Source organism: Flavobacterium sp. (genome assembly GCF_050696275.1).
Taxonomy (GTDB): Bacteria; Bacteroidota; Bacteroidia; order Flavobacteriales; family Flavobacteriaceae; genus Flavobacterium.
Genome location: NZ_JBOGUT010000012.1, coordinates 15,326 through 40,807, shown reverse-complemented (window position 1 = coordinate 40,807; position 25,482 = coordinate 15,326). Strand labels below are relative to the sequence as shown.

The 25,482-nt window shown below is 35.4% G+C and carries 20 protein-coding genes and 1 tRNA gene; 3 read left to right on the top strand and 18 right to left on the bottom strand.

Features of this window, described 5'->3' with window-relative positions; translation table 11 throughout:
• Positions 1–3: 3 nt before the first annotated feature.
• From ACRDEC_RS08090 to ACRDEC_RS08065, 6 genes are all read right to left on the bottom strand, one after another.
• On the bottom strand, positions 4–546 hold the full coding sequence (locus ACRDEC_RS08090) for a thioredoxin family protein (RefSeq protein WP_431497827.1): 543 nt from the start codon (positions 544–546) through the stop codon (positions 4–6).
• A 39-nt stretch (positions 547–585) separates the two neighbouring features.
• A complete protein-coding gene (locus ACRDEC_RS08085) occupies positions 586–1,041 on the bottom strand; it encodes a thioredoxin family protein (RefSeq protein ID WP_431497826.1) in 456 nt (151 codons plus the stop codon).
• Positions 1,042–1,089: 48 nt separating this feature from the next.
• Entirely contained in the window at positions 1,090–2,574 is a 1,485-nt protein-coding gene (locus ACRDEC_RS08080; protein WP_431497825.1) for a peptide MFS transporter, read from the bottom strand.
• A gap of 4 nt (positions 2,575–2,578) precedes the next feature.
• Positions 2,579–4,237 (bottom strand): peptide MFS transporter, encoded by a 1,659-nt coding sequence (locus tag ACRDEC_RS08075; protein WP_431497824.1) that lies wholly within the window; start codon positions 4,235–4,237, stop codon positions 2,579–2,581.
• A gap of 76 nt (positions 4,238–4,313) precedes the next feature.
• Complete coding sequence (locus tag ACRDEC_RS08070) at positions 4,314–6,005, bottom strand: peptide MFS transporter (RefSeq protein WP_431497823.1); 1,692 nt, start codon at positions 6,003–6,005, stop codon at positions 4,314–4,316.
• A gap of 25 nt (positions 6,006–6,030) precedes the next feature.
• Positions 6,031–8,205, bottom strand: a complete 2,175-nt coding sequence (locus ACRDEC_RS08065; RefSeq protein WP_431497822.1) for a S9 family peptidase — start codon at positions 8,203–8,205, stop codon at positions 6,031–6,033.
• Between the two features lie 158 nt (positions 8,206–8,363).
• Here ACRDEC_RS08065 and ACRDEC_RS08060 point away from each other — a divergent pair, with 158 nt between their 5' ends.
• Both ACRDEC_RS08060 and ACRDEC_RS08055 read left to right on the top strand, forming a co-directional pair.
• Entirely contained in the window at positions 8,364–9,692 is a 1,329-nt protein-coding gene (locus tag ACRDEC_RS08060; protein ID WP_431497864.1) for a hydroxymethylglutaryl-CoA reductase, degradative, read from the top strand.
• A gap of 122 nt (positions 9,693–9,814) precedes the next feature.
• On the top strand, positions 9,815–10,729 hold the full coding sequence (locus tag ACRDEC_RS08055) for a GYDIA family GHMP kinase (protein WP_431497821.1): 915 nt from the start codon (positions 9,815–9,817) through the stop codon (positions 10,727–10,729).
• Positions 10,730–10,790: 61 nt separating this feature from the next.
• On the opposite strand, the gene ACRDEC_RS08050 is transcribed toward ACRDEC_RS08055, so the two are convergent.
• From ACRDEC_RS08050 to ACRDEC_RS08030, 5 genes are all read right to left on the bottom strand, one after another.
• The gene (locus ACRDEC_RS08050) at positions 10,791–12,884 is read right to left on the bottom strand and encodes a peptidylprolyl isomerase (RefSeq protein ID WP_431497820.1); all 2,094 of its coding nucleotides are present in this window, start codon (positions 12,882–12,884) and stop codon (positions 10,791–10,793) included.
• A 99-nt stretch (positions 12,885–12,983) separates the two neighbouring features.
• Complete coding sequence (locus ACRDEC_RS08045; RefSeq protein ID WP_431497819.1) at positions 12,984–13,178, bottom strand: hypothetical protein; 195 nt, start codon at positions 13,176–13,178, stop codon at positions 12,984–12,986.
• 12 nt (positions 13,179–13,190) lie between these two features.
• Positions 13,191–13,748 (bottom strand): LPS export ABC transporter periplasmic protein LptC, encoded by a 558-nt coding sequence (gene lptC, locus ACRDEC_RS08040; RefSeq protein ID WP_431497818.1) that lies wholly within the window; start codon positions 13,746–13,748, stop codon positions 13,191–13,193.
• A 12-nt stretch (positions 13,749–13,760) separates the two neighbouring features.
• Positions 13,761–14,993: a hypothetical protein gene (locus tag ACRDEC_RS08035; protein WP_431497817.1), complete on the bottom strand. Its 1,233-nt coding sequence runs from the start codon at positions 14,991–14,993 to the stop codon at positions 13,761–13,763.
• Positions 14,986–15,720 (bottom strand): type III pantothenate kinase, encoded by a 735-nt coding sequence (locus tag ACRDEC_RS08030; protein WP_431497816.1) that lies wholly within the window; start codon positions 15,718–15,720, stop codon positions 14,986–14,988. Before ACRDEC_RS08030 ends, ACRDEC_RS08035 begins: the two co-directional genes overlap by 8 nt.
• A gap of 99 nt (positions 15,721–15,819) precedes the next feature.
• Between ACRDEC_RS08030 and ACRDEC_RS08025 the strand changes: the two genes are divergently transcribed.
• Positions 15,820–15,892, top strand: a tRNA-Phe gene (locus ACRDEC_RS08025).
• 233 nt (positions 15,893–16,125) lie between these two features.
• Here ACRDEC_RS08025 and ACRDEC_RS08020 read toward each other — a convergent pair.
• From ACRDEC_RS08020 to ACRDEC_RS07990, 7 genes are all read right to left on the bottom strand, one after another.
• Positions 16,126–18,924: an AsmA family protein gene (locus ACRDEC_RS08020; RefSeq protein ID WP_431497815.1), complete on the bottom strand. Its 2,799-nt coding sequence runs from the start codon at positions 18,922–18,924 to the stop codon at positions 16,126–16,128.
• A 127-nt stretch (positions 18,925–19,051) separates the two neighbouring features.
• Positions 19,052–20,815, bottom strand: coding sequence for a DUF885 domain-containing protein (locus tag ACRDEC_RS08015; protein WP_431497814.1), 1,764 nt, complete (start codon positions 20,813–20,815; stop codon positions 19,052–19,054).
• 133 nt (positions 20,816–20,948) lie between these two features.
• Positions 20,949–21,311 (bottom strand): nuclear transport factor 2 family protein, encoded by a 363-nt coding sequence (locus ACRDEC_RS08010; protein WP_431497813.1) that lies wholly within the window; start codon positions 21,309–21,311, stop codon positions 20,949–20,951.
• A gap of 72 nt (positions 21,312–21,383) precedes the next feature.
• Positions 21,384–22,289 carry a pseudouridine synthase gene (locus ACRDEC_RS08005; RefSeq protein WP_431497812.1) on the bottom strand — a complete coding sequence of 302 codons (906 nt, stop codon included), beginning with the start codon at positions 22,287–22,289 and terminating at the stop codon, positions 21,384–21,386.
• Between the two features lie 131 nt (positions 22,290–22,420).
• On the bottom strand, positions 22,421–23,338 hold the full coding sequence (locus ACRDEC_RS08000; RefSeq protein WP_431497811.1) for a geranylgeranylglycerol-phosphate geranylgeranyltransferase: 918 nt from the start codon (positions 23,336–23,338) through the stop codon (positions 22,421–22,423).
• Positions 23,339–23,423: 85 nt separating this feature from the next.
• Positions 23,424–24,362: a mevalonate kinase family protein gene (locus ACRDEC_RS07995; protein ID WP_431497810.1), complete on the bottom strand. Its 939-nt coding sequence runs from the start codon at positions 24,360–24,362 to the stop codon at positions 23,424–23,426.
• Between the two features lie 34 nt (positions 24,363–24,396).
• Positions 24,397–25,479, bottom strand: a complete 1,083-nt coding sequence (locus ACRDEC_RS07990) for a diphosphomevalonate/mevalonate 3,5-bisphosphate decarboxylase family protein (RefSeq protein WP_431497809.1) — start codon at positions 25,477–25,479, stop codon at positions 24,397–24,399.
• Positions 25,480–25,482 lie beyond the last annotated feature (3 nt).

Below are 25,482 nucleotides of genomic sequence, written 5' to 3'. Positions count from 1 at the left end.
TTACTATGGTTTTGAAGCTTTCGCCTCTTTTACCTTTTCTTTATACTGCTTAATCATGCCATCGACAGATTCAGTATAAACTTTTGGACCCCCGCTTAAATAACCTGTTTTAGCAATTGGATTTATTGTGTATTTCTTATTGGTTTTATCCATTTCCATAGTAAACAACCAAATGGTTGGAAAACCCTGCACCTGGAAAAACTGCATTAATGAATTGTTTTGAGCTTTCAATTTTTCATCCATTACTTTATTTCTTGGAAAATCCAGTTCCAGCAAAACAACGTTTTTATCAGACCATGTCTTAAATTCCGGCGTATTAAAAACTTCTCTAGCCAATTTATGACACCATCCGCACCAATCACTTCCTGTGAAATTAGCAAAAATTGGTTTCCCTGTTTTTTCAGAAATTTTCTGAGCTTCTTCCACACTGGTCAGCCAAACTAATTCTGTTCCGTCCGTTTTTTTGACTTTGGCAGCATGAAATGGCGTTAACCATAAAGCTATAATTAATGGGACTGAAAATAAGGCATATTTTAAACTATTCATACATTCAAAAATTTAGGGTTAAACTATTTTGCTAATCAGCTATCTTAAATCATTTAATAATTGCTCCGGAGTCCTGTAACCTACGATTGAAGTTTGGACACTTCCACTTTTACCAATAACAAAAATAGAGGGATATTGCTGCACTTTTAAGAATTTCGTTAAATCGTGGGCGCTGTTCCTTCCTTTTCTGTTCGGATCGTATCCTGGATTGGTATAGGTTGACCCTTGATAATTTACAGTGGAATTCCCTTCGGCATTAAATCGTACGGCATAATAATTCTTATTGATAAAATCCGCTACGGCTCCATCATGAAAAGTATTGGCATCCATCATTTTACATGGTCCGTACCAATCAGTATACACATTCATAAGAATAGGCTTTGGGTTCTTTTTTTGTTTCGCCAATGCTTCATCGAGTGACATCCATCTAATCTCCTGCGCTTGTATTGATAAGGTTCCTAGCAATAAAAGAATTGCTAAAAGTATTTTTTTCATGAGTAACTTTTTTATATAAATATCAAAAACAATGCCGAAGTTACAAATTTATTTAACTCCCTGCATGAGTTTTTTTATCTGTGGGCTTGCCAAAATCAAAATAATCCCTGCTACTAATGAGTATATTGCCAATTGGTAATATCCTTCAGTATACGACTGCAATTTAGTTAACAACGTAGCACCTTCGTTAGATCTTGATATTTCTGCTCCCAGTTTTCCTGCAGCTAATTGCCCGAAAGCACTCGCCAAGAACCACAATCCCATCATCATACCAAATAATCTTTTTGGGGCTAATTTTGTGATAATTGACATTCCAATAGGACCCAGGCACAATTCACCAATGGTAGTAACAAAATAGGCAAATGTAAATACATTTAGAGAAGTTATCCCTTCTGCATTAGCAAAAAACTTAGTGTAATAAAAAATATAAAATGAAGCAGAAAGAAATAAAAACCCGATTCCAAATTTTATCAACGTATTTGGCTCTAATTTTTTTTTAGCAAGCCACAGCCACAGCAATCCGATTATTGGGCTTAAAATTACTACGAACAAAGTATTAGAGCTATTATTGACCACATTGGGATCAATATTGAAAAATAACAAATTATGACTTAAATTATCTTTTGCAAACAATGAAAGTGACCCTCCACTCTGTTCATAAATCGCATTAAATAAAAGATAAAAAAAGATAAACAAGAACGCTGCCATAAGTTTCTTCTGCGAACTGATTTCACCGATTTTAACAACCTCATAAATAAAATAAGCAACAGCAATTATACCAATGGAGTACATAAAGTAATCCGTATAATCTGTGTTTTTCACCATAATAAAAATTAAAGGAATGCTCAATAATGATCCGACATATACTGAAATTTCCCTGATTTTTCTTTTTGAATCAGTCAGTTTTAATAAAGGAGAATCCCCAATTGGGCCCAAGTGCTTTTTGGTAAACAAAAATGTCAGCAAACCTAAAATCATCACTATTGCTGCCGCAAGAAAACACAATGACCAAGAATAATATTTTCCTAAATAAATACACAAAGCACCGCCAAGCAATCCTCCGATATTTATTCCCGCGTAAAACATTCCGTATCCGGCGTCTCTTCTTCCGTCACCTTCATGATACAATTCGCCGACCATTGAAGATATATTTGGCTTAAAAAAACCGGTTCCAATGATTGAGAAGGCAATTCCAAAATAAAACATTTGCTGTGGCGCAAAGGCAATTAATAAATTCCCTAAAATCATTACGATTCCTCCAAAAAACAAAGATTTTCTAAATCCTAAAATTTTATCCGCGAATATTCCTCCTATAAAAGTAAAAGCATATACAAAAGCCTGAATAGCACCATACTGTAAATTTGCAGCATCGTCTTTCAAGAGTAATTGATCTACCATAAAAAAAGTAAGTACGCCTCGCATTCCATAGAAGCAGAAACGCTCCCACATTTCTACCGTAAACAGATACCAAAGTTGTTTTGGATACTTTCCTTCAAAATTCTGAATTTGCTCGATTGTTAGTTTATTTTCCATCTTTTTAATTTATTCCTTTTTCTTTCATTACTTTATTTAATTGCTTCAGCAAAGCAAACATCAGCAAAGTTGCAAACATTAATAATCCGAAGTTGATCCAGAAAAAATCTGTTTTATCTTCATACGTATCCCACATGCTGGCCAAAACGCCGCTTAATTTATTTCCGATTGAAGTCGACAAAAACCAACCGCCCATCATTAATGAAGTGATATTTTTAGGGCTCAATTTAGAAACCACTGACAATCCCATCGGACTCAGAAACAGTTCTCCAATAGTAATAACACCATAATTAGCAACCAACCACCAAACAGACACTTTCTCGGTACCGTTGTTACCAATATGAACTGCTGCTACCATTACTAATACAGACAAAGCTGAGATTAATAATCCGAAAGCAATTTTAGTAGGTGTACTTGGTTCTTTCTTTCTGTTGCGCAAAAAGGTAAAAAACGCCACGACTAGTGGTGTCAAAATAATTACCCAGCCCGGATTGATGGACTGACTCAAATTAGGCGACCATGTGACTATTTGACTTCCTTCCTTTGGCAGTTTTTCTTTAGAGACATTTCTGAAATACAAAGGATAATCAACCACCTTAATTACTTTTCCTTCCTTTTTTTGAATTCGAAAAGCCTCATCATACAAGGCTACGGAATCCTTTTTATAAGTTAACGTATCTGCAAGAACCAATTTTGAAGCTATGGTTTGTGAGGTTCCAGCCAATTCTCTGTCAGTATATTTATCTCCCCAATTATTAAGCGCTGAACCGTTTAATTTGAACACTGCCCAAAACAAAATTACAACTCCAAAAATAGCCAATAACGCTCCAATCGGTCTTTTATCTTCAATCTTAGCTTTAAAATAAAGACTTCCATAGAAGAAAACCACTGGAATACAGGCAAAGATAAAAGCATCGGTACTGTCTGAGCCAAAGATATAGCTGTCTGGGTTTACATCGGAAGTAACTCCTTTTAAAAACCAGCCAATAACTCCAAACACAACTGAAGGTAAAAGAATAAACAACACAATTTTGTAAAATGGCATATCTCCCTCCTGCACTCCTTTTTTATCGGTTTTATCTCCATAATGTTTGCTGCCAAGAAGGAAAACAATTACACCAATAAACATTCCAACTCCAGCCGCCATAAAAGCTTCCTGCCATCCGAAAAGAATCTTCAAAGCTGCTCCAAAGAAATTACAGATAAAAGCACCAACATTAATTCCCATATAGAAAATGTTATAACCTTCGTCTTTTTTGTCTTTAAACCGTTCATCATTATAGAAATTCCCCAGAAGTGTAGAAATATTCGGTTTGAAAAAACCATTCCCCACAATCACCAAAGTCATAGCGACATACAGCATCGTTAAATTATGAATTCCGATCATCAGATAACCTGCTCCCATCATCAATCCGCCAAGTACAATTGATTTTTTGTAGCCTAAATATCGGTCGGCTACCAACCCGCCTATAAAGGGAGTTAAAAAAACTAGGGCAATAAAAGTTCCATATAAATCAGAAGCCTCCTTTTCGGTCATCGCAAATCCTGCTTCAACATCTTTTAAGTAAAGTGTAAAAATTCCGATCATTAAATAATATCCGAAACGCTCCCACATTTCAGACAAGAACAAATAAGGCAAAGCCTTGGGGTGTGATTTCCACATAATTTTTGGTATTAAATAAAAAAGCCTGCAACAATGTTACAGGCTTGAAAGATATAAAAATATTTTTTAATCGCGATTATCGCACTCCGTGCATCATTTTTTTCAATTTTGGAGTCAATGCAAATAAAATAACAGATGCAATACCACACAATACAACGAATACCATAAAGAATTCATATAAGTTGTGGATTTCAAAACCTGCAAAAGCAGGATTCACTGCACTAATCTGATTATCAGCCAATAACTTCAATTGCTCAGCCGTAGGTGTTACTGTTTTATTTAACACTCCTTCTAAATTAATTCCTAATTCTTGTGCTTTCTTGAATTTATCACCCGTAGCCGGCAAAATTGAGCCTAAAGTTCCTGACAATGCATAACCTGCAGCATTAGAAATGAAGAATACGCCATATGCTAAAGAAGCGAAACGTTTTGGAGATAATTTACCAACTAATGACAAACCAATTGGAGATAAACACAACTCACCGAAAGTTTGGATTAAATACAATAAGATTAACCAATATATAGCTAACATTCCAGAGTTACCTAAGTCTTTTACGTTATGTGCAATGATAAAATAACTCAAAGCAATCAAGGCTAACCCGACAGATTGTTTTACTGTGGAAATTGGCTCTTTACCGCTAGCACGCAACTTATCCCATAAAAGACTGAATGGGAAAGCAAACATTACTACAAACAATCCGTTGAAGATTTGAACCATTGACGGTGGCATGTTCCATCCGAAAAAATTACGGTCAGTCTGATTATCGGCAATAAATGTTAGTGACGAACCCGCTTGTTCAAATGCAGCCCAGAAGAAAATAATAAAGAACGACATAATGTAGATTACCCAAATACGCTGTGTTTCTACTTTAGTTAATGTCTTGTCTAAAAGAATTAAAACCGCTAATGAAATACCACTACCATAAATAATAGGATAAATAATAGACTTTACAACATTATCACCTCCAGTAAAATAATTGAACACGAAGAAAACAGCAACAAATACTCCAATTGCGGTTGCAATTGACCCAGCTGTAAAATGTGCTTTTTGAGATTCCCCCTCTTCATAATCACCATGATCATTTCCTGATGGTAATCCTCCGATAGGCTTCCCTTCTGGAGTTACTACGTATTTATTTTTCAAGAAAAAGAAAACTGCGGTTCCAATTATCATTGCCAATGAAGCTGCCAAGAATCCCCATTTAAAAGCATGAATATCTCTAATTCCACCAGCATCCTTTACATCTCCTACAAATGGGCAAATAAACTGACCTAAAAATGCTCCTATGTTAATTCCCATGTAGAAAATCGTGAAAGCAGTATCCAATTTAGATTTTTCCTGCTTTGGATATAAGCTTCCCACCATTGAAGAAATGTTTGGCTTGAAAAATCCATTTCCAAAAATAATGATCCCTAAAGCAGACCACAATAATGTATTAGCAAGATCCAGATTGTTATCAAAAACACTAGCACTAAAAAACAATAATAACTGTCCGATGGCCATCATTAAACCACCAAGCATAATACAGTTTCTGTTCCCGAAAAAGCGGTCAGATATAAATCCACCCAACATTGGAGTTAAATAACATAATCCAAGGAATCCACCATAGATTAACGAAGCATCAGCTTCTTTCATCATTAACGAATTCACCATAAACAATGTCAAAATTGCTCGCATTCCGTAGAAGTTGAAACGCTCCCACATCTCGGTTCCAAATAACACCCAAAGTCCTTTCGGATGTTCTGTTTTTACTGTATTTTCATTCATATTAATTATTTTTGTTTTTGGTTAATTATAATTTCTCTTTAATAAAGTTTGTCATTTTCGTATACAATTGCAAACGGGTTTTCCCGCCAAAAATCCCATGGTTTTTATCCGGATAGATGGCCATATCGAATTGCTTATTAGCTTGCACTAAAGCTTCTACCATTTTCATCGTATTTTGCACATGCACATTGTCATCACCGCTTCCGTGGATTAAAAGGAAATTCCCTTTTAGTTTGCTCACATGATTAATTGGCGAGTTGTTATCATAACCACTAGCGTTTTCCTGAGGTGTTTGCATATATCTTTCGGTATAAATACTGTCATAGTACCTCCAGCTTGTTACAGGAGCAACCGCAATGGCAGTTTTAAAAACATCAGCTCCCTGGAAAATACAATTTGAAGCCATAAAACCTCCATATGACCAACCAAAAATTCCAATTCTTGATTTGTCTATAAAAGCATAGTTACCAAAAACTTTAGCAGCATCAATCTGGTCTTCCACTTCAAATTTACCTAACTCTTTTTGTGTGCATTTTTTAAATTCAGCTCCTTTAAAACCAGTTCCGCGACCATCTACACAAGCCACAATATAACCTTGCTGTGCCAGCATCATAAACCAGTAATCATCCGAATTGTTCCAGTCATTGTTAACCTGTTGTGAACCTGGTCCTGAATATTGATACATAAACACCGGATATTTTTTGGCAGCATCAAAATCTTTCGGCTTAATCATCCAGGCATTTAATTTATTTCCTTTTTCGGTAGTCAATTCGAAAAATTCTTTTGAAGGCAAATCGTAGTATTTAGCTAATTTTGTTTCCAAAGCATCGTTAGAAACAATAGTTTTAATTAATTTCCCAGTAGCCGATTCGTTTAAAGTAAATCTCGGCGCATTCTTGGCACTTGAAAACGAATTGATGAAATATTGAAAATTAGGGCTAAAAGTAGCTGCATTCGTTCCAGTCGCCGTAGTTAAACGTGTCTTGGCACTTCCGTTCAGTTTAATACTGTAAACATCTCTGTTAATAGAACCGTTTTCTACCGATTGATAGTAAATTGTCCCTGTTTTTTCGTCGAAACCATAGTAGTTTGTTACTTCCCAGTTTCCTTTGGTAATTTGGTTTTTCAACTTTCCGCTTTTATCATAGTGATAAATATGGTTGAAACCGTCTTTTTCTGAAGTCCAGATGAAACTGTTGTCTTTTAAGAATGTCAGATTATCGGTAACATCAACATATGCTTTATCTTTTTCATTCAGGACAACTTTGGCCGTGCCTGAATTTCCATCAATAAACAATAAATCCAAGTTATCCTGATGGCGATTCAAAACCTGAGCACTTAAAGTATTGGCTTCATTCGTCCATTCCATCCTTGCAATATAAAAATCATTATAGTTTCCTAAATTGATTTTTTTTGTGGCTCCTGATTTCACATCGTATATATGTAATGAAACAATGGCGTTTTTCTCTCCTGCTTTAGGATATTTGAATACATTCTGAGTTGGATACAAACCTCTGTTATAAAAATCCATTGAAAATTCCGGAACATCAGTTTCATCAAAACGAATAAACGCTATTTTATCATTTCCAGCATTCCAGTCAAAAGCGCGGACAAATGAAAACTCTTCTTCATATACCCAATCCGTAACACCATTTATAACTGAATTTTTCTTTCCGTCAGCAGTAATTTGAGTGTGTTTTTTAGTGGCTAAATCGTATACATATAAATTGTTCTCGAATACATATCCGATTTTAGTTCCGTCAGGAGAAAAAGTAGGCTCCTGAATTTTGTGATCTGCCAGCTTAACCAATGTTTTTGTTGCAGTATCATAAATAAAATAGTCCGCTACAAACGAATGACGGAAGATTTGGTCCGAATTATTGGCAATAAGGATTTTCTTTTCATCTTTACTGAAAGCATAACTGTCAATTCCATCTAATTCAGTGAAATTTTTAGAATCGATTAAAGTCGAAACTTTCTCTAAAGTAGCAAAATCATACAAATCGATTTGGGAAGAATTTGAACTTCTGTCAGCATTTAGCACAGTGTATTGGTTTGTGCCTTTCATAGCTTCCAACTCAGTCATTCCCTGCGTTCTGAAAGCGCCGCCCCATATCTCTTCAAGCGTAATTTTTTGTTGTCCTACTGCTGAAAATGAAGCAAATAAGATAAATAAAAGTAATTTTTGTACTATTTTCATGTGATGTTATGATAAAAAACGTCCAATTTTAGTGAAAAAATAGCACATAACCTCATTAAATTTTGTTAAATACAAAACGGAGCCCTTTAAAAATCAATTTTCCGCGTTAATTTCAAACCAAAAATCGAACTTCTAATCTTATATTTGCATTTCAATTAATACAAGTCAATATGACAAAAGCTATTGCAGGATTTTCAAAATTATCTAAAGAAGAAAAAATCGATTGGATTGCTTCAACTCATTTTACTAATGCTGAAGAAGCCTCAAAGACCATCAAAAAATACTGGAATTCTGATGCAGATTTACAAAAATTGCACGACGAATTCATCGAAAATACCATTACCAATTTTTATTTACCCCTAGGTGTTGCTCCAAATTTTGTCATTAATGGAAAAAACTACACCATCCCAATGGCAATCGAGGAAAGTTCAGTTGTAGCTGCAGCAAGTAAGGCTGCTAAATTCTGGGCTTCAAGAGGCGGATTTAAAGCCACTGTTTTAAATTCCGAAAAAATTGGTCAGGTGCATTTTATCTTCAAAGGTGATAAACAAAAACTAATTGCTTTTTTCAGTCAGGTCAAATCAAAACTATTTACCGAAACCGAAAGCATTACTAAAAACATGCAAAAACGAGGCGGTGGTATTTTAGACATCGAATTGCGTGATAAAACTTCAGAATTAGAAAATTATTACCAGCTCCATGCCACTTTTGAAACCAAGGATTCCATGGGTGCTAATTTTATCAATTCTTGTTTGGAACAATTTGCCAAAACACTAAAGGAAGAAGCACAACGATTCGAATCTTTTTCTGAGTCAGAAAAAAACCTTCAGGTGATTATGAGCATTTTATCCAATTATGTTCCCAACTGCATTGTCCGTGTTGAAGTTTCCTGTCCTGTTGAAGATTTGAAAGAAGAAAAACATATTTCGCAGGAAGAATTTGCTGAAAAATTTGTCCGCGCTGTAAAAATCGCCGAAATCGAACCGTACCGTGCCGTTACACACAACAAAGGAATCATGAACGGGATTGACGCCGTGGTCTTAGCTACTGGAAATGATTTCAGAGCTGTTGAAGCCGGCGTACATGCTTATGCCTCCCGAAACGGCCAATATTCCAGTCTTTCACACGCAAAAGTCGAAGACGGTATTTTTACATTTTGGATGGAAATTCCATTGGCTTTAGGAACTGTTGGCGGATTGACTTCGCTGCATCCGTTGGTTAAAATGGCACTGGAAATGCTGGAAAAACCTTCCTCTCATGAACTAATGCAGATTGTCGCCGTAGCCGGTTTGGCACAAAATTTTGCCGCTTTGCGTTCACTAACGACAACCGGAATTCAGCAAGGACACATGAAAATGCATTTAATGAATATATTGAATCAGTTTCAAGCTACCGAAGAAGAACGCAAGCAAGTTGTCAAACATTTTGAAAAACACACTGCTTCACATTCGGCAGTGGTAGATTTTATTGAAAATTTAAGAAAATAAGAAGCCATTTCCCGCTATCCGTTGCAATCTGTTTTGCTCGATGGCTAGCGCCTCTCTCAAAACAGGATTTCCACTGCTATCGGGGCTAGAGAAATGATGTTGAAACCACTTCAGCATAAACTATGAAAAAAACATTTTACAGCAACGGAAAATTACTCATTACAGGCGAATACCTTGTTCTGGACGGTGCAAAAGCATTGGCTCTGCCAACAAAATACGGGCAGAATCTCACTGTAGAAGAAGGTCCGGAACAAACCATTCGATGGAAAAGCTATGATGCTGACGGAAGCGTTTGGTTCGAATCCGATATTCTTTTCTCCTCTATTGTGAAAAAAGAAAAATCAGATGCCACAGATGATATTAAAAATACTTTAATTGAGATTCTGCATGAAGCTTATCTGATAGCTCCCAATTTTATACAAAAATCCGACGGTTATATAATCCAGACAGCATTAACCTTTCCTAAATTTTGGGGCTTAGGCACCTCTTCAACCTTAATTAACAATATTGCCCAGTGGTTAGACATTGATGCTTTTACACTGCTTAAAAACAGTTTTGGAGGCAGCGGCTATGACATTGCCTGTGCGCAAAATGATTTTCCTGTTTTATACCAGCTGGTAAATGAAAAACCTATCGTCAAACCAGTTGTTTTCAACCCTTCATTTTCAGATAAAATCCATTTCGTTTACCTGAACAAAAAGCAAAGCAGTAAAACCGCGATTGCTAATTATTACAACAAACAGGGAAATGTATCTGAAATAATCCAGAAAATAAATCAAATTACAGAAGCGGTAATCGAAGCTACTGAGCCAAAAGAATTTGCTCTGGAACTTCAAAAGCACGAAATCGAATTAAGCAACCTTCTGGAAATGCAAACGGTCAAAGAAGCTTTATTTCCTGATTTTGACGGGATAATCAAAAGCCTTGGGGCTTGGGGCGGCGACTTTGTTTTGGTTATTTCAAAACAAGATCCGACATCTTATTTTAAAGAACGCGGCTATGAGATTGTGATTCCCTACAGAGAAATGATTCTATAAAAAACACAAGCATAAAAAAACCGCCTCATGAGGCGGTTTTTTTATGCTTGTGTTTGTCTGATTAATTAAACTGAGCTCTGTTATCTTTGATATCAGCATCATCTTTCAATACATTGTATATTCTTCCTGAAACTGAACCTTTAGCTTGTCCATTCAATCTTGCAATAAGATCTTTATAATCTGTAGCTGCCGGAGCTTTAACAGATGATTTTACTCTGATTTTGAATACTCCTGAATTTCCATCAATAGCTTGAGAAACTACACCTGGTTTCATTGAAAAAGCAGTTCCTACAACTTTCGATTCTGCACCGATAGTCTGAATATAAGGATTAGTAGCAACAATATCTTTAGCCTCTTTTATAGGAGAACCTGTTGTTTTTGAAACAGCTTCAAGAGTTGCACCAGCCATTTTGGCCTTTATTAATTCTGCTTTTTTCTCATTTCTCAATTTAGCACCAATTGCTAATTTCGCATCTTCAATTGGCAACAAACCTGCTTCGTTTATTTTTTTCAAACGAGCTACAACATGTCCTGTAGGAATATTGAAACGCTTAACATTACCTTCTTTAGCTCCAAAAGCCCAACGAACAATTTCTCTTTGATTTCCAATTCCTTGGATATTTTCGTCCAGAGCTCCTAATTTAGCAACCGGAGCAATAGTTAATTTCAATTCTTTAGCAGCAACATCAAAAGCTTTATCATTAGCTGCCATTTCAAATTTAGTCGCTTGTGCAAAAGCCGCATCGCTTGTAGCTTCTGATGGAGCAATTTTCTGAGCAATAGTAGCCAAACGGATTCCGTCTTGTTTGTCTGTTACAGTAATTATGTGGTAACCAAATTCTGTTTCAACCAGACCGATTTTTCCAACTGGGTTTCCAAAAACGAAGTTTTCGAAATTTTTAGTCATTTGTCCTTTAGAAAAATATCCTAAATCTCCGCCTTGTTGTTTTGAAGAATCATCTGAATTTGTAAAAGCAACCATTGGGAATGAAGATGGATTTGCTGTTACCTGTGCTAAAAGCTGATTTGCTTTTGCCTGAGCTTCTTCTTTAGTTCTTGTAGCCTGAGATCTTGCAGCACCTTTGTATGAAATCAAGATATGGCTTGCTTTTGCATTGATACCTGATTTTTTGCCTAATGATTTAGACACACAATAGTAATCTCCAAACATATAAGGACCGTAAACCTGACCTAGCGCAACGTTAAACAACGCTTCAGCATGTTCTAACGGTAAATCTTTTTTAGCAATATAAGTTGAATCGTATTTGATATCTGAATTTGCATTTACAAAATCAATAACATTTGGCGCATTGGTAAAACCAATTTTACTTTCGTTTACTTCTGGCGTTTTAGGATCGTCAGCAACTGGATTTAACAACCCAATTACTCTATCTTTAACTTCTTTTTCGTCTTGAGCAGAAGGCTTGTCTTCAATCACTACGAATTCAATCTCACGAGTTTCGTCAGCTTTGAATTTCTTTTTGTCCTTTTCCATGTAGGCTAAAACTTCAGCATCTGTAAGTTCAACTTTTTTATCATCAATAGTTGAATATGGAACTGAAACCACGTCAAAAGTAATTTTATTGTTTTCTAACTCATAGTTAAATTTACCATCAGCCTGAGTAGCATAAAATCCTGATTTAATCATCGTATTATACATTTGCTCAGTAGCAAAAGAAGACAATTGTTTTTCGTAAGACAACCATTGTTGCCATCTTTCAGGAGATGTATTTTTTATTGAAGCAATAAATTCGTTGAATTTACCTTTATCAAATTTACCGGCAGCATTTTGAAATTGCGGGTTTTGAGCAAATTGCGGATCTTCTTTAATTACATTAATCAATTGGTCATTACCAATTCTTAATCCTAATTTTTCATATTGTCCTTCAAGCAAAACTCTTTTAATTTCCTGCTCCCAAACTCCGTTAGTCGCTTGCATCACAGACATACCTTGCTGGCTTTTCTGCGCTTCGTCAACTTTAACTCTAAAGTCTTCAAAAGGAACATCTACTCCGTTAATAGTTCCGGCATTTCTTGACGTTTGGCCAAAACCACCGTTTTCAATCAATGCTCCAATTATAAATGCAAATAATGCTAATCCTACTATTGCGATAACTAGAAAAGAGCGTTGTCTAATTTTTGATAAAACTGCCATTTTTTAAATATTATTTTTTTTATTCAGTGGGCGAAAATACAATTATCTGTGAAATAATAAAATGATGTTCGCTTTTATTTTAATAGAAAGTTTATTTTTTTATTGTTTCTTGTCGTAATTGTCAAATTTTTTTGCAAATTTTCTACGAAAGAAAAACATGACAATCGCAGCGCCTGCAATACAAAAACTCAAATAAGGAGCATCAGTTCCTGAATTCAGTTTTGAAAATCCATCATAGACAAAAAATAATCCTGCCAACAGATAAATATATTGTGTGTGTTTTAAATAATTCATTTTGTTTTTATTTTAAAGGCTGTAAACCCCAGTGATTTGTTGTGTGTCCAATGTTTTGAAATCTTTACTGAAATCAATCCCTAAACCTTCTATAACGTTTCCATTATCTGTAAACTTATAGGCTTTTTGCGTAAAAAACCACTCGTTTTTCTGATCGTAATACAATTGCTCCGTTTCAAGGGTTTTACCATCATAGGTTGTAATTTTCACTTTTCCGCTTAAATCAATAATATTTGATCCTGAATATGAAATAGCATAATTTGATGTTACTAAACTTTTATTTTCCTGATCATCATAAATCGTAACTTTTACTCCTTTTGGAAATTCGGTAAACGGAAATTCCAAATGAGAAAAATCGAGCATTTGCGGCGAAACCAAAATCGCTTTTATTTTCCCTGACTCTGTGTATTTCAGATCAAAATCCGTTGCTTCTCCAACAGGGTTAAGCTCTTTGCTGTTAATTTTTCTAACCTCATTAATATTATCTTCACAAGAAACAAAAAAAAGTGTTGCTGCACAAAGCAACAGCACTTTTTGAAATGTGATTATTAATTGAAGTTTTGTTTTCATCAAAAAAAAGAATTAATCGTATTTGCGCTTCACAAACCATCTATCATTAAACGACAGGCCAACAGAAATATTTACATAATTTTCCTGAATAAGATTCGCGCTTGTTGTTCCTTTTTTTCCAAATTCGAAACCAACATTAATATTTGAAAACGTTCCGTTCATTGGCAATCCCAAGCCTAACGTAATCGCTCTGTCTTTTACCGATTCCGAATTAATTATCAAACCTGTATTTTCATGACGAAGACCGGCTCTGTACGTTATTTTATTAAAATAATTTGAAAACGAACTGTAATTCGGAACATAATAACCTCCTAATGAAAGCTTTGTGGCATTTTCAAAAGTGGCATTTTCATAAACATTCCCAAAATTACTTTTCCCTTGAAAAGTGGATTCAAAACCTACAAACCATTTTTTAAACTCCCCTATACCGGAACCGAATGAGAACTTTGACGGGATTTTTAATTCCGAATCCGCAACGGTCACATTCTGGGAATCAAAAACAATTTCATCCCCATTAGCATTGTAAGAGATTTTTGCCGTATTTCTGGAATTATTAGACTTCAACGTTGTAGATGGTGAAAAAGTAACACTTGAAATAAAATCGTATTTTTTTATTTTCGTTTTGTATATAGCTCCTGAATTGACATTAATTCCGTTTAGTTCAGCGGTATTTAATTCCCTTGAACCATATTGAATCACCGGAACGGCAAATACAGCCGAGTTAGTTTCTATTTTTCCGAAATTATATCCGAAATCAAGACCTACGCTCAATTTTGGCGTTAACTGATATCCGGCTCCGACAAACACTCTGTTTACTCCTCCCTTTCCGTTATGAGTAGAATTTTCTACAGCAGATTCATTCTTCACTTTATAACCCACAGAAGAATAAGGCATCATTCCTAAACTTATTCCTAATTTTCCTGCCGGAAATGCCATGACAATATAATCAAGAGATGTTCTTCTTGCCTTTTCAGAAGCGGATTCCGACTTCAAGGACACTGTATTATAAGTTCCGGCAACTGAAAATAAGGTAAGTTTTAGCGCTGACAATGCTGCAGGGTTTTGCAAATTCACATGAATACTATCTGGCAAAATACCCAATCCTCCCATAGATTTATTTTCAACTGTCCCTTTGAATTTTACTTCTCCTATTCCGTAAAACGAATAAGGCGAAGCGGTACTTTCCTGTGCAAAACTATGTAGCGAAAGCAGCATCAAACTGCCTAATAAGATTTTTTTAATCATTTTTGATTTGATATAGATAAAGATTGTTCAAACTCTCCAAAAGAAAATTTGAATTGGCAAATATGGTATTTTTTAATCGTTTAGCCAAAAAATTAGCGTCACCACCAGTTAAAATTATGATAAAGTTTTCATTTTCACTTTTTAACGCATCAATATAGCCGTCAATTTCAAAAGCCAACCCGTTAATCACACCCGAATGCATGGATTGATTTGTTGTGTTTCCTATTATATTCTCAGGATTTTCTATAGTTAATAGTGGCAGTTTTGCCGTAAAATTATGCATAGCTTCATATCGCAATCGGGTCCCCGGCGAAATAGCTCCGCCATGATAGGTGTTATTTTTGTCGATAAAATCATAGGTTACACAAGTTCCTGCATCAATGACCAATCTGTTTTGCCCAGGGAATTGCAAAACAGCACCAGCCGCCAAAACCATACGATCGATACCCAAAGTATGAGGAGTAGCATACTTATTTATAAAAGGAAAAGGCTTTTCCCGGTCTATAAAGTAAATTTTTACTCTATTTGAAAATAATTTAAAGGCCTCTTTTTCCTGTTTTCCGACAGATGCAACTGCCAAAACAGTGATTTTTGGAAATTTTTTTAAAATATTTTCAATGGTGTCTGAAAAATTTTCATTTGGAAAAACCGACATCTCAACAAGCGTATCATTCTCAAATACAGCGCTTTTAATTCTGGTATTCCCTACGTCGACAGTTAAAATCATGGAGTAAATTTTGATTAGCCAAAGTTACGAATAGATTTTTTTAAAAATTTGTTTTGGATAAATGAAAAATGGTTCTATATTTGCACCCGCAACAGCAAAGGTGCCTTAGCTCAGTTGGTAGAGCAATGGACTGAAAATCCATGTGTCCCTGGTTCGATTCCTGGAGGCACCACTGTTAAAAAACCCACTCAAACGAGTGGGTTTTTTGTTTTATACTCTCAAGTGTTATAAATCACTTCATAAATACCTAAACGGTCTTAACGGCTCATAAACACTGCACTGCTCTACATTTTGACTTAATTCAATTTTATCCAATCCCACAAATAATAAGCAAGCTAAGATTGAAATAAAATAAATATTCGAAAACTGGAAGCACACGAAAAAAAGGCTGCAACTACAACCTGTTTATGGCTTCTTAGAGTCTTCGGGTTTTGAATCTTTTCCTGTTGGAGTAGCTGGAGTCTTTTCTCCTTCAATAAATTCTGTTTTTTCGACCTCTTTACCTGTTTTACTGAACGTTTTTACTATCGGATTTTCATGGGTTCCTGTAATCACAACCGGAATCCCAATTATTCCTAACGGAGGCAATCCGAGGCGCATTCTTAAATTCAATTGTCCTCCGAAGTTTGTTTCTCCGCTGAATTTAAGTCGGAACAAGGCTACTTTCACTTTCGTTTCTTCAACAGTGATTACATTATTTTTAATTGACGATTTAATATCAAATTCACTCAAATCAGGATCATTGATTCCTTCAGAACCTGTTTTTTTACCTACAGCGCCCAACAATTTGAACCCTCTCATCTTTACTTTTTTCACAGAAACAACCCCGCCACCCTGTAAAGAAGGCATAACTGGCTGCATTGTTCCGTCAAGAACCCCTTTTAATTTATAATCGACAGAAATTATTCCTTCCGCTTTTTCCGCAGCTGAAACCAATTCTTTAAAAAGCTGGATTTCATTATACGCCTTTTTAACATTAAAATCTTTGGCTGCAAAACGCAGATCAAAATTAGCTTTATTACTGTTCACGTCATCATAAACACCGTCAATCATCATTTTACTGCCGATAAGTCCGAAAGAGGTATTTCTCAATTTCATTTTCCCTTCTTCGACTGCAATATTACCCGTTAAATTATCCAGACTCAACCCTTCAAAACTTACTTTTTTAGCATTAGCAGAAAGTGAAAGCGCCGTATTTATTGGCAAAAGAACTACTCCATTGGTAGTATTCCCAACAGGTTTTGAAGCAGATTTTGGCTTCTCGACTCCAGTTTCACCGGCCATAAATTCATCTACATTGATGAAATTAGAGTGAACGGAAAAAGTTCCTTTTAAAGTTCCTTTTTCGGCCAATACAAAATTTATCGCATTTTGAAGATAACCATTCAATACAAAATCAGATTGTCCGTAATTTGCAGTAAACGTTTTAAACCACATTTTATCACGATCAAACGTAAAATTCCCTTCGTTGATAACAAACGGTTTTGGAAAATACTTTGAGACAGCCACAATGTTTTTTATCTCAAGCGTTCCTTTGTTGTCCAACTTATTGTATTGCCCGGAAATCGCATCGCTTTGCTTTCCTTTGAAGGCAACATCTGCTTTGATAAAACCATTAACACTCAATCCTTTTTGCGCAAAAACTTTATAGATTCTGCCTACATCCAAATTTCCTTTGGCTTTAATATCATAATTTATGTTATTAAAATCCGATAAAACAGCATGGATATAAATAGGATTCCCTTCAAACGAAAAGGAAGCAGGTGTTAATGAGATGCTCAAATCCTTATACAGTCCGGTCGTATTTTTTATTTTTCCTTTAAACTGGATATTTTCGATTGGATTAGGATAATGCTCCGTTTTTAATTTTCCATTTTCTAAATTAACATAACCATCCGCTTTGGGAAACAATTTTCCAGTTGGGCTATAGGTGCCGTTTGCACTTACATTTGCAGAAAAAAGGCCCTGCAAATCGATATTATCCAATCCCAAGGCACGGTCCAGTTTTGATAAATCCAATTTTGACTTTAAACTCGTTGAAAGAACAATATTCTTCATCCCCTTCGAATGGATTTTGGCGCCCAGAAAATCCTTGTCTACATTAAAAAAAAGCGTATCCAGATCGACAGTCAGGTTTTCCGTGTTTAGAGATGGTAATTTTGTTTTGAATTTCATTTCGATATTGGATGTCGGGAATGGGCTTTCCTTGTACGAAATATACCCTTTTCTGATATTCATGGCAAAAGCCAGATCCGGTTTAGCGTTTGTTGCCGCGCTGTATTTCCCTTTCAGAGTAAGCATCAGGTCTGTTTTCCCTTGAACTTTGGTCTTTTCAAGCCATTCAACGTATTGAGGAGGCAGTGCTGTAAATAAATCATTCAGGTTACTGTCAGTTGATTTTGCACTGAAATCAATATCATAACCATTTTTGAGAAAATTCAATTTCCCTAAAAACTCCACTGGTAATTTATTGATAACCAAATTATTCTGTCTAAAAACGAATGCAAGCGAATTCGTGTTGATTTGTGTTATTAAATCCGCATCCACTTTTTTGTTTTTGAGGTATTCCTCTCCTCCGAAACTAAAATCAAAAGAATCGATTTTGGCTTCGGTATATAAATCGAAAATAGCTTTGTTCAGATCACCATTCCCTTCATAATTAAACCCTTTGGCATCGATCAGAATTTTTGCCGATTTATCGTTGTAAACCAAATGGCTGTTTTCTATGTCTATTTTTTCCAAACGCAGCGAAGTGCCTGTAGAATCGCTCTTGGCAGTTTTGTCTGAAATATAAACGTTGTAATTCGCTTCTCCTTTTTCGTTGACCAAAACATTCATTTCGGCATTAGAAACAAAGATTTTATCGATTTTTATGGCATTGTCGAAGATCAGACTTATCACATTTATTCCAAAAGCGACTTCATCCGATTTGATCAACATTTTGTCCTTATAAGGCGCTGAACCTTTTAGTGAAAAGTCATTTAATGTAAGTGTCAGCGACGGAAAGTGATTAAAGAAAGACAGATTTGCTTCCTTAAAGTTAAGCTCCCCATCCAGCTTTTTATTGGCAAAGTCTTTTACTTTCTCTGCAATTTGTCCCGGAAAAATTATCGGTACGAGAAATAAAATCAATAAAATGGCCCCTATTGAGATCCCTAAAACTTTTAAAACCTTGATTGCTATATTTTTAAAACGACTTTTCATAGTACAAAAATAGAACACATTTATGAATTTTAACAAATTTTGCCCCACAAAGATGGAAGACAGGCTTAAAAAAATTAAAATTAAAAAGCATAAAAAAACGGGAAGTTACTTTCCCGTTTTTAAATTATTATTTGCCGGTTTCAATCCAGGCGTTGATTTTCTTTTCCAATAATGCTAATGGCATCACTCCTGATTCCAATACTTTTTGATGAAAAACTTTGATATCGAATTTATCCTGCATTTTATCTTTTGCTTTTTGACGCAATTCCAGAATTTTCATTTGTCCTATTTTATAAGACAATGCCTGCCCCGGAATAGCCATGTATCTTTCTATTTCAGAAGTGATACTGGCTTCGCTTTCCGCTTCGTTTTCCAACGAGTATTTGATAGCCTGCTCACGTGTCCAGCCTTTGCTGTGCAAACCTGTATCAACTACCAAACGAACAGCTCTGTGCATTTCATTTCCTAACATTCCGAAATACTGGTACGGATCCGTATACAATCCTAATTCCTTACCTAAGCTTTCTGTGTATAAAGCCCAACCTTCACCGTAAGCTCCAAACCAGTTGAATCTTCTGAAATCAGGCAATTCCTTATTTTCCTGCTGCAAAGAAATTTGGAAATGATGACCAGGAATCGCTTCATGCAAAAACAAATCTTCATCACCATAATAGTTGTATTTAGTCACATCCGGAATTGGCACGTAGAAAATACCAGGGCGAGTTCCGTCTGCTGTTCCCTGAACATATTCGGCACTGGCTGTATTTTCTCTAAATGCTTCTGTTCTTCTGATTTCAAAAGGAGTTTTAGGCTGTAATGAAAACAATTTATTTACACTCGGCTCAATTTTTTTATGAATGGCTTCAAAATTAGCGATTACTTCTTCCGGTTTTTTGAACGGCATCAGTTCTTTACGATTACGGACATGGTCAAAAAAGGCCACAATTGTTCCTTTAAAACCAACCTGTTCTTTTACCTTTTCCATTTCGGCTTTCAGTCTGGCCACTTCTTTCAATCCCAATTCGTGAATCTCTTCCGGTTTCATCTCGGTTGTAGTCCATTGTTTTACATAGGCAGCATACAAAGACGCTCCATTAGTCAAACCACCTATTCCACTTGTAGCTCTTGAAGCCGGTAAATATTCGTTCTTTAAGAATTCTGCCATTTTTTTGTAACGAGGCATTAGTCTTTCATTGATGGCGGTTGCATATTCTTTCGCCAAAGCACTTTTAACATCAGCTGAAAAATCAGCCGGCATCGTTTTTATAGCAGAATAAAACAGATTGTCTTCTACTTTTGGTGTGATTTGATCCTGGAATTGCGGAATTACTTTTTCAGTCAAGGCTCTTGGCAAGACTATCCCTTTTTTGATTCCTTTTCTCATGTACACCTCTGCCGAGTCTACCCAGACAGCATAAGCATCTAATCTTTTTAGAAAATTACGGTAATCTTTTTCTGTTTTAAACGGCTGAGCAGCAGTTCCACTTGCGAATTGAGACATCGTAAGGTGTGTCCCCCAAAACTGTTGAATAGGCATTAGATTCGTTTCCTCTTTTAACAGATCCTTTCCAATAGCCGTTTCCCATTTTATGATTTCATAGCTGATTTTTTCTTCAGCAGACAAGCTTTCCGCATCAATATCTGAAAGTTGTTTTTCGTATTTATCAAAAAACTCACCTTGCTTTTTTCTGTAACCATCAGTCATTTCCAACTGTAGTTGATCGTTATACTCATTAAAACCATTCAAAGTGGCATCAAGCGGATTTAGCGCATTTTTCTCTTTGAAATAATTTTCGGTTAATGATTTAAAATCCTGCATACTACTTTCCTTTTTACAATTGACAAAAAGCAATGATGACAATGCCAGTGAAAGAACAACTATTTTCTTCATAATTTAAATGGTTTCGACTAATTTGAACAGTAAATCTAATAAAATTGAATGATTTGTAAATAAAAAAACCATTAAACTTAACATTTTTGTCAAGCTTAATGGTTTTATTGGAACACAAAGTCCGATCAGGAAATTATCCGTGATAGACCCGTGAAAAAGTAATCTTGCCATTTCTCACTTCCAGGACTTCAGCCACAAGCATATCTTCTTCGTCATTTACCTGCCGAATGTATTCCATAAAAACACGATCCGAATTAGCCGTGAGCGATGTTACCTTGTAATATAAAGTTGGCAGTCTGTCGAAAGCATCCTGCCACCAAGTACGCATTGCTTGTTTTCCAACCACAAGACCATTGGTTTCCGGTTGTCTGACTTTTAATTTCGGACTAAAATGTTGCGCTTCATCATCATAAAGCGACAGTAATTTTTCCAATTCTTTGTTGTTGAAAGCTTCAAACCAACGGAAAGCTATCGATTGTAATTGTTCTGGTGTCATATTGTATCTAAAAAGAAATTCCCACTTAAATCAGCAGGAATTTGAATAGTAATAAGGTTTATGTTATAAAACTTAGATGTTTTTCAAATTAATTATTTCCTGTTCTGTAAGAAAACGCCAATTTCCGCGAGGTAAATTTTTCTTTGTTAAACCTGCAAACGCAACTCTGTCAATTTTTATTACATCGTATTTGAAATTTTCAAAAATAGCACGAACCACTTTTACATTGGAAGTACGTAATTTTAAGCCGATTTCCGTTTTAGGTTCATTTTCTATATAGCTGATTTCTTCAACAAATAATCTATGCCCGTCCAAGGTTACTCCGCTAGCTATTTTTTCTAAATCTTCAAATTTTAAATTCTTATCTAAAGAAACCTGATAGATTTTAGATGACTTTTGGTTTGGCAAACTGAATTTTCTAATCATGTCCGTATCATTGGTAAACAACAACAATCCGGTAGTATTTTTATCCATTCTGCCTACAGCTTGGATTTTTGCATTGGTAGCACCTCTAACCAGTTCGGCAACATTTCTGTTCATATCGTTTTCATCAAACGAAGTGGTAAAGTTTTTCGGTTTATTCAGCAACAGGTATTCTTTACGTTCCGGAATTAGTGTCATTCCGTCAAAATTAACCACGTCTCCCGGTTTAACCATGTAACCCATTTCAGTAACCGGAACCCCGTTTACCTTAACATTACCCGACTGAATATAGATATCTGCGTCACGACGAGAGCAGGCACCTGAATTAGAGATATATTTATTTAAACGGATTTCCCCGTCATTTTTAGGTCTTTTTGCTGTTGGATTAGGCTTTTTAGCCACTTTATCAACTGTCTTTTCTTCAACTTTAGTAGTTGGTTTTGCTTTTTTTGGCCCTTGCGCACGCTTTGCCATAGCAGGTTTAGGCTTATTAGAGCTTGGTCTTGAGCTATTAGGTCTTGAACCACCACGTTTATTGCCTCCTGAATTATTCATAACTTCTGTAATTTACTTTGTCTGTTCCGCCTACATGGCTTCAAGTGTGCAAAGATAGTGATTTCAAATTTTAGTTTGGAAAATTTAAATTTCTGTTTAATTCTACATTAAATTTAAAAAAAAATGAAAATTTAAATCTTTAGCAAGGCTCTTCCGTGAACCAAAACATTAGGATCAATCAGCACGATGCAGAAAACACCGGCTACAATAAGTGATTTAAGAATATTATGAAGTTGTACATATTCTACATGCGTTTCTGATTTCCAGAGTTTCATCAAAAACAAAATCAGCACAATCAGACTGACATAAAAATAGATGTCCATATAACCCACATCATACTTTTCAATTAAAATATAAATTGGAATTACAGTAGAAACAGTTAAAAAGGTGATTATTTGTTTTGAGGTTTTTTCACCAAAACGAACAGGAATTGTCTGGTAATTATTCGCTATGTCACCTTTAATATTTTCCAAATCCTTGATCATTTCACGAATTAAGATTAATAAGAGAAGAAAAGAGGCGTGAGCAAAAATCACATTATAGAAATTTTTGAAATACAGCAAAATCCCAAAAAAAGGCAAAACAGCTAACAAAGAAGCTGTCAAATTCCCAACGATTGGATATTTTTTGAGTTTGTGCGAATAAAACCAAATCAGGAAAATATAAACCGCGAAAAACAAAGCTGCGCGAAAAGAAATAATATAAGCTAAGACCGTTGCCATAAAATTCAGTCCGAAATACACCTGCAATTTGGTTTTCTGACTTACCAGACGATCGAGCATTGATTTGTTCGGACGGTTAATTAAATCTTTTTCCGAATCGTAAAAATTGTTAATGATATAACCCGAAGCGATGGTCAATGTGGAAACAAAAACGATAATAAATAGCCTCCAATCAAGAATTACATCCAAAGCTCTTCTTTCAGGAGCCAATATAAAAATGGAAGATAAATACTGTGCTAAAACAATAATAGGAATATTATAACCTCGAACCACAGAAAACAAACTGAGGATCTTCATCAGAAATAATTTGGATTTGCGTGTTAGCATTTTTTAGCCGAATATCTAAAAGTTATAATGTTTAAAAGTATGTAACTCTTAGATAAACTCGAAATCATCATGCGATAAAATTGTGTTAAAACTGATAAACTACTTCCAGCTTGTACTCTTTCAGTGAGATTCTGGCTTTTTCCAAATCTTGTGTAAAGCCTAAAATATAACCGCCGCCGCCAGATCCGCAAAGTTTTAAGTAATAATCATTTGTATCGATTCCGCGTTGCCAAACCTGATGAAATTTTTCAGGAATCATCGGTTTGAAGTTATTTAAAACAACTTTGGAAAGTTTCTTAGTATTTGCAAAAAGAGATTTTACATCACCGTGAAGGAAGTTTTCGACACAGGCATCTGTATATTTTATGAATTGAGATTTCAGCATTTTACGAAATCCTTCTTCCTTTAGATTTTCCATGAAAATACTCACCATTGGAGCAGTTTCACCAACAATTCCGGAATCCAGCAAGAAAACGGCACCTTTACCATTTGCACTTTGTGTTGGAATGCCAGTGGCTTCAATATTATCTTTTGAATTAATCAAAATTGGAATGCTCAAATAACTGTTTAACGGATCTAAACCAGAACTTTTACCATGAAAAAAAGATTCCATGTTAGAAAAAATAGTTTTAAGCTGTAATAATTTTTCACGTGTTAAATTCTCTAAAACCGTAATTTTATTATTGGCATATTTATCATAGATTGCTGCAACCAAAGCGCCGCTGCTTCCAACTCCATATCCCTGAGGAATACTCGAATCAAAATACATGCCGCGTTCCACATCAGCCTTCAGAACCTCACTGTTAAAAGTGACCAACTCCGGTTGCTGCTGTTGCAGTTCTTCCAGATAAGACACAAATCTCCTTAAACTTGCATTGGATTTAATGGCTTCTTCAGATGGATTTTCATCTACCTTCAAAGCACCATTATAAAAATTATAAGGAATAGACAGCCCTTTGGAATCACGAATAATCCCGTATTCTCCGAAGAGTAATATTTTTGAGTAAAAAAGAGGTCCTTTCATGTTTATTATAGATTTGAGACGATAAATATACAAATTATATTGATTGGGAACCAATACCAATTTCATCGCAAATGTACTGACCATTTTGACAATAGCCAACTAATTCGTTTTGAATAAATTGCAAAACATTTTCCTTTACATTTTCGGGGTATAAAACATGAACGTTAGCGCCTGCATCAAGGGTAAAACAAACCGGAATTCCCGTTTCATTTCTAAATTTCCAGATTTTATTGATAATTTCCAATGTATTGGGTTTCATCAAAATAAAGTAGGGCATAGATGTCATCATCATGGCGTGCAAAGTCAATGCTTCGCTTTCAACGATTTTGATAAAATCTTCGACAGCACCACTTTCTAAAATACGCTTCATTGCAGATAAATTATGATGCGCCTGTGAAAAACGCTGTTCTGCAAATGGGTGTCCAAACATTAAATCATGCCCAACCGTACTTGAAACCTGTTTTTCTCCTTTGTCAACCAGTAAAATGGTATCCTGGTATTTTTTAAAATTGGCATGAACAGATGAAAATTCTACCCCAAATAAATCAGAACTGCCCGAAATAGCTTCGTTGTCTCCCCAGACTACTACCCTTCCTTTTACGCTTCTACAAGCACTTCCGGAACCCAATCGGGCTAAAAACGAAGCCTTTTGATAAAAATATTCCTCTGAAATTAAAGGATTCAAAGTTTTTTCCAAACTCATCACATTCATTGCCAAAGCAGCCATTCCTGAAGCTGAAGAAGCTATCCCGGAGCTGTGAGGAAATGTATTCTGGGTATCAATCGTGAAGTGAAAATCTTTCAGAAAGGGACAATATTCAAAAATACGTTCGAAAAATTTTTGGATTTTTGGTTTAAAATCTTCTTTTGGCTTGCCTTCAAACAATAAATCGAATGAAAAACTGCCATCATTTTCTTTTTTGGCGAAAGCCAATTTAGTAATCGTTTTACAATTATTAAGCGTAAAACTAATCGATGGATTAGCAGGAATTTGATTTTCTTTCTTTCCCCAGTATTTCACCAAAGCAATATTACTTGGTGCTGACCATTCAAAAATTCCGTTTTCTACCGAAACAGTATAATTTGAAGCAATAAATTCCTTTTCAGACACGAGCATTCA

Bases quoted from the DNA above. Each gene is read 5' to 3' on its own strand.
- ACRDEC_RS08090 (WP_431497827.1), bottom strand. From the start codon at position 546: ATGAATAGTTTAAAATATGCCTTATTTTCAGTCCCATTAATTATAGCT.
- ACRDEC_RS08085 (WP_431497826.1), bottom strand. From the start codon at position 1,041: ATGAAAAAAATACTTTTAGCAATTCTTTTATTGCTAGGAACCTTATCA.
- ACRDEC_RS08080 (WP_431497825.1), bottom strand. From the start codon at position 2,574: ATGGAAAATAAACTAACAATCGAGCAAATTCAGAATTTTGAAGGAAAG.
- ACRDEC_RS08075 (WP_431497824.1), bottom strand. From the start codon at position 4,237: ATGTGGAAATCACACCCCAAGGCTTTGCCTTATTTGTTCTTGTCTGAA.
- ACRDEC_RS08070 (WP_431497823.1), bottom strand. From the start codon at position 6,005: ATGAATGAAAATACAGTAAAAACAGAACATCCGAAAGGACTTTGGGTG.
- ACRDEC_RS08065 (WP_431497822.1), bottom strand. From the start codon at position 8,205: ATGAAAATAGTACAAAAATTACTTTTATTTATCTTATTTGCTTCATTT.
- ACRDEC_RS08055 (WP_431497821.1), top strand. From the start codon at position 9,815: ATGAAAAAAACATTTTACAGCAACGGAAAATTACTCATTACAGGCGAA.
- ACRDEC_RS08050 (WP_431497820.1), bottom strand. From the start codon at position 12,884: ATGGCAGTTTTATCAAAAATTAGACAACGCTCTTTTCTAGTTATCGCA.
- ACRDEC_RS08045 (WP_431497819.1), bottom strand. From the start codon at position 13,178: ATGAATTATTTAAAACACACACAATATATTTATCTGTTGGCAGGATTA.
- lptC (WP_431497818.1), bottom strand. From the start codon at position 13,748: ATGAAAACAAAACTTCAATTAATAATCACATTTCAAAAAGTGCTGTTG.
- ACRDEC_RS08035 (WP_431497817.1), bottom strand. From the start codon at position 14,993: ATGATTAAAAAAATCTTATTAGGCAGTTTGATGCTGCTTTCGCTACAT.
- ACRDEC_RS08030 (WP_431497816.1), bottom strand. From the start codon at position 15,720: ATGATTTTAACTGTCGACGTAGGGAATACCAGAATTAAAAGCGCTGTA.
- ACRDEC_RS08020 (WP_431497815.1), bottom strand. From the start codon at position 18,924: ATGAAAAGTCGTTTTAAAAATATAGCAATCAAGGTTTTAAAAGTTTTA.
- ACRDEC_RS08015 (WP_431497814.1), bottom strand. From the start codon at position 20,815: ATGAAGAAAATAGTTGTTCTTTCACTGGCATTGTCATCATTGCTTTTT.
- ACRDEC_RS08010 (WP_431497813.1), bottom strand. From the start codon at position 21,311: ATGACACCAGAACAATTACAATCGATAGCTTTCCGTTGGTTTGAAGCT.
- ACRDEC_RS08005 (WP_431497812.1), bottom strand. From the start codon at position 22,289: ATGAATAATTCAGGAGGCAATAAACGTGGTGGTTCAAGACCTAATAGC.
- ACRDEC_RS08000 (WP_431497811.1), bottom strand. From the start codon at position 23,338: ATGCTAACACGCAAATCCAAATTATTTCTGATGAAGATCCTCAGTTTG.
- ACRDEC_RS07995 (WP_431497810.1), bottom strand. From the start codon at position 24,362: ATGAAAGGACCTCTTTTTTACTCAAAAATATTACTCTTCGGAGAATAC.
- ACRDEC_RS07990 (WP_431497809.1), bottom strand. From the start codon at position 25,479: ATGCTCGTGTCTGAAAAGGAATTTATTGCTTCAAATTATACTGTTTCG.